Source organism: Ulvibacterium marinum (assembly GCF_003626755.1).
Classification (GTDB): domain Bacteria; phylum Bacteroidota; class Bacteroidia; order Flavobacteriales; family Flavobacteriaceae; genus Ulvibacterium; species Ulvibacterium marinum.
In genome coordinates, this window is the sequence record NZ_RBCJ01000001.1 from 493365 (window position 1) to 507098 (window position 13734).

Here is a 13734-nt window from a genome sequence, read left to right on the forward strand (position 1 = left end):
CCCACATCTGAAATCTATAACAATCCCAATTCCAACTTGGCTTCTTCGCTCATCAGATCTTGGGTCCAAGGCGGGTCAAAGGTGATTTCTACCTCCGCGTCTCTTACCATATCCAAGGACTTTACCTTTTCCTCTACTTCAACAGGTAAGGTTTCGGCCACTGGGCAGTTAGGCGATGTCAAGGTCATTAAGATCTTTACCTCATTGTCCTCATTTACGAAGACGTCGTATATTAAGCCTAGTTCATAAATATCAACCGGGATTTCGGGATCGTAAATGGTCTTTAGCACCTTTACTATTTTCTCCCCTAATTCTTGGGTATCTATTTTGGTTATTTCCTCGCTCATTTTTCCTAGTTTAATTGTGTTTGATAGGCCACCGCATACAATTTTAACTGCTTGATCATGCTGACCAGTCCATTGGCACGTGTGGGCGATAAATGCTCTTTAAGACCTATTTCATCAATAAAATCCGTATCTGCATTAATAATATCCTGCGGTCTTTGGTTACTGAATGACCGTATCAAAATAGCTATGATACCCTTGGTAATAATAGCATCGCTATCCGCGGTGAACACCAATTTATCATCCTCCAACTCGGCGTGTACCCAGACCTTGCTCTGGCAGCCTTTTATTATGTTATCCTCGGTCTTATATTTTTCATTTATCAGAGGAAGTGACTTTCCCAATTCTATCATGTATTCGTACCGTTGCATCCAATCATCGAACATGGAGAACTCGTCTACAATTTCCTCCTGAATTTCTTCAATGGTCATATATTGATTTTCGGTAAAAATACAATAAGAATCGATGGTTATCAATAATTTAAGAGAATGATAACTTGGCTTGTTTATAGCAACATGGATTTAGCCCGCTGTACACCTTCTACCAAAATATCAACCTCTTCCTTGGTATTATAAAAGCTAAAGCTGGCACGTACCGTCCCGGGGATTTTATAAAAATCCATTATAGGTTGGGCACAGTGATGACCCGTACGGACAGCTATACCCAATTTGTCCAAGATTGTCCCTATGTCATACGGATGAATCCCATCAATATTAAAGGAAATTACGGAAGTTTTGTCTTTTGCGGTGCCATAAATCTTCAGCCCTTCGATTTCCAATAATTTCTCGGTGGCGTAATCCAATAGCTCTTTTTCGTACTCGGACATAGACTCAAAACCAATGGCATTCATATAGTCCAAGGCTGCTCCAAAAGCTATTCCGCCACAAATGTTGGGTGTACCGGCCTCAAATTTATGGGGCAGATCTGCGTAGGTTGTCTTTTCAAAGGTAACTTCGGCTATCATCTCCCCACCGCCTTGATACGGAGGTAGTGTATTGAGCCATTCTTCTTTTCCGTATAGCATCCCAACCCCAGTAGGCCCGCACATCTTATGGGCGGAAACTGTGTAGAAATCCACATTCAATGCCTGAAGATCCGACTTGATATGTGGGGCGGCCTGTGCACCATCGATCAAAACTGCAGCACCAACCTCATGTGCCTTATCAATAATTTCCTGAATGGGGTTGATGGTTCCCAGGGCGTTGGAAACATGATTGCAAAAAACAAGTTTGGTCTTATCCGAAAGTAATTGTTCGTATGCGTCCATTTCCAATTCTCCATCCAGGCTCATGGGGATTACCTTAAGAATCGTTCCCGTTCTTTCGGCGAGCATTTGCCACGGTACAATGTTGGAATGGTGTTCCATGGCCGAGACCAGTATTTCATCCCCTTGTTTTAAAAAGGAAGAAAATCCATTGGCTACTAGATTTATGGCATGGGTAGTACCTGAGGTATAAACAATCTCATGGGACTTGCCAATATTGAAGTGCTCCTGAATCTTTTTCCGGGCCTGTTCATACTTGTCCGTAGCTTCTTGTGACAATGCATGTACCCCTCTATGAATGTTGGCATTGTAGTTACTATAATAATCTACAATAACATTTATTACTTGTTGAGGCGTCTGTGAAGTTGCGGCATTATCCAAATAAACCAAAGGTCTTCCATTGACTTTTCGATTCAGGATAGGAAAATCGTTTCGGATTTTTTTTACATCGAACATAGCAATTCAATTGAGCCGCAAAGATACCTACTATTTAGAAACTTACTTGCTTATTGGGAAGGGAAAGGGAAAGATTTTACAAGGAATAAAATTCCTAAAAACGAAATCCAACACCAAACTTAATGATATCTACATTTTGATTTATTTTCAAGTCAAAAACTTCACCTCCTTGTTCAATAGTACTCCTAATATTTAGACGGGTAAAGTCATATTGCGCCTTTATAAAAAAGCTTTTTGTGATATCATAAGAAATTCCAAGGTTCACGTTTAAGCCTCCGTCCGAATCACTAGAGTCAATCACATTCTCTCCATTTTCCTCAACCTCTAACCTTGAATTCCAGATGGAATATCCGATACCAAAGGAAGGGCGAAATCTTAGTAGTTTTAGTTCCGTAAACGCCCTAGGTTGTAGATAAAATTCTTCACCAACCACTTTAATATTAGAGTTCCTACCATTTACATTTCGGAAAATCCCACCATTAATCCCCACACCAATATCAAAAATCCCTAAACTTATGAATCTGTAACTAAGACCTAAATCCAACAATCCGTTATAATCCTGGAGATAGTCGTCCCCAATTAATATTGGATAGTTCGCCTCCACGCTCCAATTCTTGTCTTGAGAAATTGCTTGTAGGGATAAAAGTAATAGAAGACCTAAGAGTAATTTTTTTGTCATTTTGCTAGTTTTCGGTTAGACAATTTTCTATACGGCTAAACTAGCAGAAATGACATGTAAGAAAATATAACGCCTTGTTAAGTTTTATACAAACAACCGTTAAAACTCACTTAATAAGTCCTTAAAATCGATAGTCTAAAGATCAAATCCTAAACTAACCCCCAACTTATTGGCAATCAATTTATTGATTCTTGTTTTTAGCTCAGGAATCCGTACGCTTTCCAAAACATTATTGGCAAAGGCGTACATCAGCAAGGCCCTGGCTTCCTTTTTGGGAATACCCCGGGATTGTAGATAAAAAAGTGCTTCTTCGTCCAATTGGCCTATGGTACAGCCATGGGAACATTTCACATCGTCCGCAAAAATTTCCAATTGGGGTTTAGTATTTATAGTGGCCTTGTCGCTGACCAGGATATTATTGTTCTGTTGAAAGGCATTGGTCTTTTGAGCTATTTTGTCCACGATAATCTTTCCGTTAAAGACTCCAGTAGAATTTTCACCATAGATACCTTTATAGTCTTGATGACTTTCGCAATTCGGTTCTATATGGTGTACCAAGGTATGGTGGTCCACATGCTGCTTTTCGCCCAATATGGTAACTCCTTTCATAGTAGAGTCTATGTGCTCACCATTTTGATAGAAGTTAAGGTTGTTCCTTGTAAGCTTTCCCCCAAAGGAAAAGGTATGTACCTTGACCACACTTTTGTTTTTCTGATTGATATAGGTATTATCAATCAATGAAGAGGATGCCGTATCGTTCTGAACTTTGTAGTAATCGACAATAGCATTTTCCGCAGCATAGATCTCCGTGACACAATTGGTCAACACTTCATTGCTCGTTAAACTCTGATGTCTTTCTATTATCTGTAATTCGGCATTCTCTTCAACAACAATCAAATTCCGCGGCTGTAACATTAGGGAGGCTTCATTTCCAGTAGCAAAATGCACGATTTCCACCGGCTTTTTGGGCATTTTATTTTTTGGAATATAAATATAGGCCCCCTCCCTGCTGAAAGCAGTATTCAAAGTAGTCAAGGATTCGTCGTTGGACGCCACTTTATTGAAGTAAACATCGATTACAGGTTTGTACATGGGCTTGGTAAGGGCGGAGCTCATTAGGCAAATATCCACGCCATCATGAGTGGTCTCGGATAAAAAAGAGCTATAGATACCATCAACAAATACTATTTTGTAGGTGTCCATTTCGTGCAGGAAGTACTTTTTAACATCCTTATATTCCAAGGCATTGACCTCCTTTGGAAAAATGCTAAAGTTTACCTTTTGTAGGCTATTCAACGAGGTATACTTCCAGGCTTCCTGTTTTTTGTTCGGAAATCCCTTCATCTCAAAATTCTTCATCGCCTCAACACGAACATCATGAACGGGATGGTCAATATCCACATTGCTTTCGAAAGCCATGAAGGATGATATGAGTTTGTCTTTTAAATCCATCTTTTTGGTCTTAAGTAGATAGTATTTGGTAAGCAGAATCTGATTCCAGCCCTACTCCCTAAAGACTACCAATTAAACAACAGCTTCATTTTTGATCCAATCATATCCTTTTTCCTCCAACTCAAAGGCCAATTCCTTGGAACCAGACTTTACAATCTTTCCTTCATGCAGCACATGTACATAATCCGGCACAATGTATTCCAACAAACGCTGATAGTGCGTAATCACTATAACCGCGTTATCCTTACTTCTCAATTTATTGACCCCATTGGCCACGATACGAAGCGCATCAATGTCCAAACCTGAATCCGTTTCGTCCAAAATGGCCAATTTAGGCTCCAACATGGCCATTTGAAAAATTTCGTTCCGCTTTTTTTCGCCACCTGAAAAACCTTCGTTCAACGATCTGGACAAAAACTTTCGATTTATCCCTAACAGTTCGGATTTCTCCCGAATTAGCTTTAGCATTTGATTGGCGGGCATATCCTCCAAGCCTTTTGCTTTTCTAGATTCGTTGATGGCGGTTTTCATGAAGTTGGTCACTGTTACGCCTGGAATTTCAACTGGATACTGAAAAGACAGAAAAATCCCCTTGTGGGCACGTTCTTCCGGAGCGGAGTCTTCCAAATCCTCCCCATCCAAAACGACGGTACCTTCCGTAACTTCAAATTCCTCTTTGCCAGCAATTACTGCAGCTAGAGTACTCTTCCCAGACCCGTTTGGACCCATAATGGCGTGCACTTCTCCTGCGTTTACCTCCAGGTTGATACCGTTTAATATCTCGTTTCCTTCTACACCTGCATGCAGGTTATTTATCTTTAGCATAGTATTTCAATTTATTTCAAATATTCTGGTGCCTTAGGCATCTCATTAAAGTCTTTTTTGGAATGTTGTAAATACACCTTGGCCTTTTTTTCCTTGGCAAACGCCTCAAAGGCGTCCATACTGGCCCTGGTCTTGGATATATCGTGATTGAAAATAGGGACTCGTTTAAACTTTCTATTATCGGAAAAATGGTACAGGTCTCCTGTTAAAAGTAGGGGGCCGTGTTCCTTTAAATCAACAAACAATACCTGATGGCCCGGAGTATGGCCCGGCATAAACTTTATGATTACACTGCCGTCCCCAAACACGTCAAAATCACCTTTCAGTTTTTTAATACGTGTCAATCCTTTGATGGCATTATAGCTATCCGCATTGTTTTTCCGGGTTTCCTTACTGGTAATAAAATCATATTCCGCTTCTTGAACCAACCAGGTCGCCTCATCAAAAACATTGGCATGCCCACTATGGTCAAAATGGGTGTGGGACAACGCTATATATTTAAAATCTGCCGGAGTTAACCCAATGCCTTTCAGTTGATTGATTACCGAATCCTTTCTGGACACCGTAAATGCCCCGTCCGGAGAAGTATAGGGTTCCTGAAGCCCGACTAGATTCTCAGGCAAGCCTGCATCCCACATTAAATTACCTTCCGGATGGCTGATAACATAAAAGGCATCCGCGAACTCCGTACTTTGTCCTTCATAGGTGCCATCTTGTGAAAAAAGTCCCAATTTATTTACCTGTACGGTACCTCCATCAAAAACATAGAGCTTTATTTCCGACTTGGCGGTGTCAATGTCGGACGAGTTGGTATGGGCAATTTCCTTTTTTTGCTCTTTACAGGCAATCAAGGTCAGCCCAAACACAATTACTAAAAGCTTTTTCATTCTTGTTCTATTCTTAGAGGAAGTCAAAACCCCTAAAGTCCCTATTAAAAAGAGGGCAATCAAAATATATTATCCCACAGAGCCTTCTAAACTTATTTCCAACAATTTTTGGGCTTCAACGGCGAATTCCATTGGTAATTTGTTCAATACCTCTTTACTGAAACCATTTACAATAAGGGCGATGGCCTTCTCGGTGTCTATTCCCCGTTGGTTGCAATAAAAAATCTGATCTTCACCAATTTTACTTGTGGTGGCCTCATGCTCTATTTGGGCCGATTTATTCTTCGCTTCTATATAGGGAAATGTGTGGGCTCCACATTCATTGCCCATCAAAAGGGAATCGCATTGCGAAAAATTCCGCGCATTTTCAGCTCTACTATTTACCTGTACCAATCCCCTGTAACTGTTCTGTGATTTTCCTGCAGAAATACCTTTTGATATAATGGTACTTCGGGTATTCTTGCCTAAATGCACCATTTTAGTCCCGGTATCCGCTTGTTGAAAGTTGTTGGTTACGGCAATAGAATAAAATTCCCCAATGGAATTGTTCCCCTTTAAAATACAGGATGGATATTTCCAAGTTATGGCCGAACCTGTTTCTACTTGGGTCCAAGAAATCTTTGCGTTATCCTCGCATAATCCTCTCTTGGTCACAAAATTGTAAACACCCCCTTTGCCTTCCTTATCCCCAGGGAACCAGTTCTGTACCGTTGAGTACTTTATTTCAGCGTTGTCCAAGGCAATAAGTTCGACTACCGCTGCATGTAATTGGTTTTCATCACGGGATGGGGCGGTACAACCTTCTAGATAACTAACATAACTACCTTCATCCGCTATGACCAAAGTCCGTTCAAATTGGCCTGTACCGGCTTGATTTATCCGAAAGTACGTGGAGAGTTCCATTGGGCATCTTACCCCTTTAGGTATGTAGCAGAAACTCCCGTCCGAGAATACCGCCGAATTCAAAGCGGCATAAAAATTGTCTTTTTGGGGGACGACGGAACCTATATATTTTTTCACCAGTTCCGGATGCTCCTGTATGGCTTCCGAAATGGAACAAAAAATAATTCCTTTTTCAGCCAAGGTCTTTTTAAAGGTAGTGGCTACGGAAACGGAGTCCATAACAATATCTACCGCAACTCCTGCCAGTTTTTTCTGTTCATCAAGGGAAATTCCCAATTTTTTAAAGGTCTCCAACAATTCGGGATCTACCTCGTCCAGGCTATTGTATTTGGGCTTTTTATTCGGGGCCGAATAATAGGAAATATCCTGAAATTCAGGTTTCTTATAGTGAATATTGGCCCATTCCGGTTCAACCATCTCCTTCCAGTACCGGTAAGACTCCAAGCGCCACTGCGTCATCCAATCAGGTTCCTCCTTTTTCTTGGAAATGGCTATGACAATTTCCTCGCTGAGACCTTTGGGAAAAGTATCCGATTCAATATCCGTATAGAAACCATACTCGTATTCCTTGGTTTCCAGTTCTTTTTTTAATTCCTCTTCAGTATATGCCATTCTTTTCAATTAATTAATTTGAAAATGTAGCCATTTGAAAATTGGCCTATCTTCAAATCTTCAAATTATAGCGAAAAACTCTCACCGCATCCACAGGTCCTTTGCGCATTGGGATTGTTAAATACAAAGCCTTTGCCGTTTAATCCACCTGAGTATTCCAAGGTTGTGCCTACGAGGTACAGAAAACTCTTTTTGTCCACAATGATGCGAACATCATTATCCTCAAAAACCTTATCGGCTTCATCCACCTTATTATCAAAATTCAATTCATAGGACAACCCGCTGCATCCTCCGCTTTTTACACCTACGCGAACATAGTCCTTGGAAGCATCAAAACCTTCCTCTGTCATTAATGTGACAACTTTCTGCTTAGCCGTTTCCGATACCTGAATCATATCTTAATTGGATTTATTCTAAATAGTTTACAAATATAAGGTATCGTGGGGTTTTTACCACATTTCCTAACATTATTATAACGTATTAAAGTATAAGGGTAACTTATGGTGCAGTGCAGTCTCGGGAAAAGAAAATTACTTGATTTTAATTAGGACCAAGTCTGTCTTTCCCTTCCCTTGAAGTTCCAAGAAGCCAGGGTCATCCATCTCGCCGACCAAGATAATACCTCCATCGTTACTTTGTAGGGCATCAAATCCAAAGTCCAATCCGGTGCCTCCATAGCTATCTTGCCAGATTAAGGTGCCATCGGCATCGGTCTTAACGACCCAGATATCATTCTCACCTTTGTTTTCGGTGAGGTCGTCATCTGAACTTTTGGAATTCCCCGAGATTATGAATCCGCCGTCCTGGGCTAAACTTACATTTTCGGCGGCATCAAATTGAGACCCTCCCAAAGTTGTTTCCCATAACAGATTTCCGGAATCATCAATTTTAATCATCCAAACATCTGATTCTCCATTGTTTTTGGAAACATCGGTATCGTTACTAAAGGTATGTCCAGTAACCACGTAATTCCCATCATCCGTTTTTACGATGTCCTGCGAAATTTCAATTCCTGTCCCTCCAAAAGAGTGCTCCCAAACCAAATCGCCCTGGGGATTGGTTTTTAGCACCCAAAAATCATAGCTCCCCTTGGTATTTGAGATATCAAAATCATCGCTTTCCGAAAACCCGGCCATAACAAAGCCACCATCATCCGCCTGTACCACAGCATGGGCCCTGTCATTATTGGTCCCCCCAAAATATCTTCGCCACTCTATGTTACCCTGTGCATCAATCTTGGTACCCCAAAATTCACCAACGCCATGACGCGTAAGGGAATACCCCTTTTCTTCATATCCATCCGCCCTGGCAGCCGTAATGTCCAAAAATCCAATAAAAAAATACCCTCCATCATCAGTCTGTAACACATCATAAGAATGATCATGTCCGGAAAATCCGTAACTCCGTTCCCATTCAATATTTCCCGAAGCATCCAACTTAACGATCCAATTGTCGTGGAAACCTTCATTGTTACTGCCATCTCCATCGCTGCTCATCGCATAGCCCGTAATGGCATAGCCGCCATCCATGGTCTGCACCACAGACTGCCCCCTATCATCCATGCTACCGCCATAGGTTTTGCTCCATTGCAAGTTGCCGTCCACATCTAATTTCAATAACCAATAATCATTTACCTCCAAAGTCCTGTCCGCAAGGTCCCCATCGGTGCTATTGCTGTATCCCAATATGGCATAGCCTCCATCAGAAGTTGCGATAAGGGTTCTTGGGGTATCCTCTCCCGATCCGCCAAAACTCTTAACCCAATCAATTTCGCCCTCAAAAATATTTTCCTCTTCTCTTTCTAAGGGCTGGTTTTCTAAATTGTCATTTTCGGAGTCTGTAGAACAGCCACTTAACCCTATTAAAAAAAATAAAAAGAATACCCTCTTCATTGCGAACTACTTTTAAGACATAGGGATTATCCCTAATCCGATTTTCTAATTACAAAAAGTCCCGAATTCGTATCACTAACAACTATTTTCCCACTTTCAAAATAGGGGTAAACGCTCCAAACACCATCAAAACCAGGCGTGTCGTTTTCAGGATAGGTGTCAAAAAAACCTTCTTCAAAAACATTCTTATTCGCAATGTCCGAAATATCAAGAACACGGATTCCGGCCGTGTAATTAGCCAGGAAAAATTGATCCCCCTTTACATAGCCATTATGATCTGTTGCACTGGTAGGTCCTAAATATGTATGATGTAATACGGGTTCATCTAAATCCGTAAAGTCAAAAATCAGGGTCCGTGATTGGAACCCGAAGTTGATTTCATCTGTTTCGTCCCCAAGAATAAAATAAGTATGATCTTCCGTAAACCATCCCTGATGGGTGTAGCCAATATTACTGTACTGAATTGTAGCTATTTCCGAAGGATTTGCCTTATCCGTAACATCGGCTACTATTATTCTATTTTCGTTAGCACCAATGTAGATTTCCCTACCGCTATAATCCGGATCCGGTCCATTATACGTAACCACCTGTGCATCATGTGAATATCCATTGGCGCCATAACCCCCTGCCGGAACTGGACTTTTAGAATCTTGGACATCTACAAAATGAGCCCCGCCGTTAAAAGCATCGTCCCGGGCAGTGCCTACTGGATAGGCAAATCCGGTATCCTCATTGATCACAACATTATGCGCATTGCCAAACCCGGTGTATATCGCGTCCTCGTCAAAAGTCTGTGGTGGATTGGCTACATTACGTAATCTGGTGAGATCAAAGACTTGCATGCCATGTCCATTGGCTTCGGAAACAATAAATGCATGGTCATTAAAAACCTTTACATCACGCCAAATGCTGGCTACCGTTGTAGTAGGCAATTTTCCTAAATATATCAAATTTTCGGCATCCGATATATCTACAAAGGCTGTTCCGTTGTCCAACCCCATTAAGGCATATTCCTTTCCTGTGGAACTATCGGTCCATCCCCAGATATCATTTCCTGAATTCGCTCCAAAATCCGATAGCGAAATTCTCCCAAGCAGATCATATCCATCACATGCAAACGGTCCCGCCGTTCCATTCTCACAAGGGGTAAATCCGACCGTATCATCTATGTTGCCCTGTGGTGCTTGATTATCCATATTGCCGTCATCTCCACTGCCATTGTCATCGTTGGAGCAACCAAAAAATAGAAAAATGCCAAACAGGAAAGCGAAGAACCTTTTCATAGCCTAATTATAAGTTCTTTTCTAGTAAAGATACTATTTATATTATATCCTCCTTATTTTTGCAGCATGCTGGAAAATAAGAATCAGGAACGCACCTCCTTGGAGCAATTGGGGGAATTTGGATTAATAAACCATTTGACCAAGGACTTCCCTATAAATCTAAAATCGACCATAAAAGGTATTGGCGATGATGCCGCCGTGCTTAATTTTAAGGATAAAAGAACCGTAGTTACCAACGATTTGTTGGTCGAAGGGGTTCATTTTGACCTCAGCTACATGCCCTTAAAACATCTGGGGTACAAATCAGTAGTGGTGAACCTGTCCGATATCTATGCCATGAATGCCAAGGCCTCCCAAATCTTGGTGTCCATTGCGGTTTCCAATAGATTTCCTTTGGAAGCGCTCGAAGAACTTTACGAAGGGATTGCATTGGCTTGTAATTTTTATAAGGTGGATTTGGCCGGAGGGGATACCACTTCTTCTACTAAAGGCATGCTCATTAGTGTAACCGCGATGGGAGAAGTGAGGGAGGAAAATATTGCTTACCGCAACGGGGCAAAACCGAACGACCTATTGGTCGTTACCGGGGATTTGGGCGGAGCGTATATGGGGCTACAAGTGCTTGAACGGGAGAAAGAAGTTTTTAAGGTAAACCCGAATAGCCAACCCGACTTGGAGCCCTATTCCTATATCGTGGAACGGCAATTGAAACCTGAAGCACGAAAGGATATGGTAGTGCTTTTGAAGGACCTACAGGTAAAACCAACTTCGATGATAGACATTAGCGACGGCCTATCCTCTGAGATATTACATCTCTGTAAACAGAGCCAAGTGGGCTGTAAGCTATTCGAGGATAAGATTCCTTTGGACCCTACCGTTATTTCAGCCTGCGAGGAGTTTAAAATGGACAGTACTTTGGTAGCGCTTAGTGGTGGCGAGGACTATGAGCTGTTGTTTACAATAGACCAAAAGGACTTTGACAAAATTAAAGGTAATCCAAATTTAACCGTCATTGGGCATATGACAGATGAATCGTTTGGTGCCAACTTAATTACACGAGGCGAAAGCCAAATTCCGTTAACTGCACAAGGATGGAATTCTTTTTCTGGATAACAGTCAGCACCCTATCTTAAAATGTGTTAGTTTGTAGTTTGGAATAATACATTTTTATGGAAATTATCCTCAATGCAGGGTTGGGTATTGGCTCCCTAATGTTTTTGCTTCTGCTATTTAAAACGGGCAAAAAACAAGAGGATTATTTTTTTCTTTGTTGGATAGTGGTTACACTGGGCCAAATTGCCTTCTATGGTGTTACCATATACCGTTTTGAACTCCGGAGTGTTTGGGCCATTGCCACCTTTGGATTGCCTTTGTTAGGCGCACCTCTTCTCTTTCTTTATATTCTGGCGTTGACCGGGCGCTTTGTAACATGGAAAACTGTTTTGGCGCATCTTAGTGTTTATCCCATATATATTCTGTTGCTATTTTTGATACAAGAGCGTGATGGAGTAGTCCTTATTGCCTCTAATGGACTTTTTCGACTTCCAAAAAATCCCCCGGTTTGGATGCAATATTATGCCGTGCCCTTGGCCCTATCCGCACTTTTCTATTGTATTTGGGATTTGGTGCTGCTAAGGAAGCATAGCCAGAATATCGTGGAATTCTTCTCGTTCCATGAAAAGGTCAACCTTAGGTGGGTAAACTATATTGTTTACTCCTATTTTTTACTTTTTTTGGTGGCTTCCTTCCTGATTTTTGGAGCCATTCATTTTCAACTTTTGCCTATTGAAAATGCCTTTGCCCTGGTGGGGATAACGCTATGCCTTATGCTTATCGCTTTCGTGCTTTATGGATTTCGACAGACTGCGGTTTTTTCCAATATCGATGTTGGACGCACAATGGATTCAAAAGTTAGTGCCGCAGAAAAGGCTTCCTACTCTAAATCGGGACTCACACCGTCAAAAATCGAAACCTTGGCAAATCAATTGAGTACATATATGGAGCAAGAAAAGCCCTTTTTGAACGAAGACCTCAACTTGACCCTCCTTGCGGAACAAAGTCAGATTTCACCCTCCTATCTTTCACAGATTGTCAATCAGTATTTTCAGAAAAACTTTTACGATTTCATCAATCAACATCGCGTGGAAGAGGCAAAGAAGAGATTGTTATCAGCAGATTACCGGCATCTATCCATTTTGGGAATTGCATTTGATTGCGGTTTTAAATCAAAATCTTCCTTCAATCGCTATTTTAAAAAATATACGGGAAAGGCACCTTCGGAATTCAGGAAAAAATAGCGAAATAGGTTTCAGCCCTTGGGTTGGGTCGTGCAATCCACAAACCATTTCCACATTTGTGAAAACTTCAAGGTTATGGGCGATTACACTTTTTTACATCAGCTTAATATTGTTATTCATGTTACCAGCGGAACTGCCGCCCTGTTATTAGGACTTGTAGCATTACTGTCCCAAAAAGGAGGGAGAGTACATCAGAAAAGTGGGCTCATTTTTCTTTTCTTGATTGCCCTAGTGATTTTAACGGCTTTAGTGGGTGTTTTCGCATTTGGGGCCAACGGGTTTTTATTAGCACTGACCATGTTGAGCGGGTATCAGGCATTTTCCGGGTATCGCGTTGTCAAATCAAAATCGAATAAACCAAAAACATTGGATATCCTGGTCGCCTTGTTGACATTAAGTTCAGGACTTTACTTTTTGTACTACTTTGATTCTATCGGAATGATTTGGTCCCCCGTAATTATTTACAGCACGGTAGGCGCATTGTTTATCATAATTGCCTATGATTTTCTTCGCTATCTAATTAATGCGGAACGCTATAAAAACATTTGGCTTTACGAACATATCTATAAAATGATAGCCGCGTTTACCGCATTACTGGCCGCCTTTGTAGGCACCGTTTTTCCGCAATATCATCCCTATAGTCAGTTTTTGCCTTCCATTTTTGGATCTGTACTCGCAATCGGGTCTATCCTATATTTCCGTCGAAAACGGTCTTAATAAAAAAGACCCGTCTTACGAACGGGTCAATTTATCTTCAAAAAAAATTCCCGAAAATCAAGGGCAATCCCTACTAAACTGTTGTGGGGCAAACGACAGTGGAGAATAAGGGTGCTTACTCAA

Annotated in this window: 14 protein-coding genes; 3 read left to right on the top strand and 11 right to left on the bottom strand. The window is 41.2% G+C overall.

Annotated features, from left to right (window positions below; genetic code table 11):
• Positions 1-14 precede the first annotated feature (14 nt).
• The 11 genes from D7Z94_RS02170 to D7Z94_RS02220 all read right to left on the bottom strand — a co-directional run bounded on the left by D7Z94_RS02170 (position 15) and on the right by D7Z94_RS02220 (position 10597).
• Positions 15-347 (bottom strand): DUF59 domain-containing protein, encoded by a 333-nt coding sequence (locus D7Z94_RS02170; protein WP_120709861.1) that lies wholly within the window; start codon positions 345-347, stop codon positions 15-17.
• Between the two features lie 5 nt (positions 348-352).
• Positions 353-775, bottom strand: a complete 423-nt coding sequence (locus D7Z94_RS02175) for a SufE family protein (RefSeq protein WP_120709862.1) — start codon at positions 773-775, stop codon at positions 353-355.
• Positions 776-849: 74 nt separating this feature from the next.
• Positions 850-2064: an aminotransferase class V-fold PLP-dependent enzyme gene (locus D7Z94_RS02180; protein ID WP_120709863.1), complete on the bottom strand. Its 1215-nt coding sequence runs from the start codon at positions 2062-2064 to the stop codon at positions 850-852.
• Between the two features lie 94 nt (positions 2065-2158).
• A complete protein-coding gene (locus D7Z94_RS02185) occupies positions 2159-2743 on the bottom strand; it encodes an outer membrane protein (protein WP_120709864.1) in 585 nt (194 codons plus the stop codon).
• Between the two features lie 135 nt (positions 2744-2878).
• Positions 2879-4195: a Fe-S cluster assembly protein SufD gene (gene sufD, locus D7Z94_RS02190; protein WP_120709865.1), complete on the bottom strand. Its 1317-nt coding sequence runs from the start codon at positions 4193-4195 to the stop codon at positions 2879-2881.
• 72 nt (positions 4196-4267) lie between these two features.
• Complete coding sequence (sufC, locus tag D7Z94_RS02195) at positions 4268-5020, bottom strand: Fe-S cluster assembly ATPase SufC (RefSeq protein WP_120709866.1); 753 nt, start codon at positions 5018-5020, stop codon at positions 4268-4270.
• Positions 5021-5031: 11 nt separating this feature from the next.
• Complete coding sequence (locus D7Z94_RS02200; protein ID WP_120709867.1) at positions 5032-5907, bottom strand: N-acyl homoserine lactonase family protein; 876 nt, start codon at positions 5905-5907, stop codon at positions 5032-5034.
• A 69-nt stretch (positions 5908-5976) separates the two neighbouring features.
• Entirely contained in the window at positions 5977-7422 is a 1446-nt protein-coding gene (gene sufB / locus D7Z94_RS02205) for a Fe-S cluster assembly protein SufB (protein WP_120709868.1), read from the bottom strand.
• 65 nt (positions 7423-7487) lie between these two features.
• Positions 7488-7817, bottom strand: coding sequence for a HesB/IscA family protein (locus D7Z94_RS02210; protein ID WP_120709869.1), 330 nt, complete (start codon positions 7815-7817; stop codon positions 7488-7490).
• Positions 7818-7952: 135 nt separating this feature from the next.
• The gene (locus D7Z94_RS02215) at positions 7953-9314 is read right to left on the bottom strand and encodes a hypothetical protein (protein ID WP_120709870.1); all 1362 of its coding nucleotides are present in this window, start codon (positions 9312-9314) and stop codon (positions 7953-7955) included.
• 32 nt (positions 9315-9346) lie between these two features.
• Positions 9347-10597: a choice-of-anchor B family protein gene (locus tag D7Z94_RS02220; protein WP_120709871.1), complete on the bottom strand. Its 1251-nt coding sequence runs from the start codon at positions 10595-10597 to the stop codon at positions 9347-9349.
• A 66-nt stretch (positions 10598-10663) separates the two neighbouring features.
• Between D7Z94_RS02220 and thiL the strand changes: the two genes are divergently transcribed.
• The 3 genes from thiL (at position 10664) to D7Z94_RS02235 (ending at position 13611) form a co-directional block, all read left to right on the top strand.
• Positions 10664-11710: a thiamine-phosphate kinase gene (gene thiL, locus D7Z94_RS02225; protein ID WP_120709872.1), complete on the top strand. Its 1047-nt coding sequence runs from the start codon at positions 10664-10666 to the stop codon at positions 11708-11710.
• A gap of 56 nt (positions 11711-11766) precedes the next feature.
• On the top strand, positions 11767-12894 hold the full coding sequence (locus D7Z94_RS02230; protein ID WP_120709873.1) for an AraC family transcriptional regulator: 1128 nt from the start codon (positions 11767-11769) through the stop codon (positions 12892-12894).
• A 75-nt stretch (positions 12895-12969) separates the two neighbouring features.
• A complete protein-coding gene (locus D7Z94_RS02235) occupies positions 12970-13611 on the top strand; it encodes a hypothetical protein (RefSeq protein ID WP_120709874.1) in 642 nt (213 codons plus the stop codon).
• Positions 13612-13734: the final 123 nt, after the last annotated feature.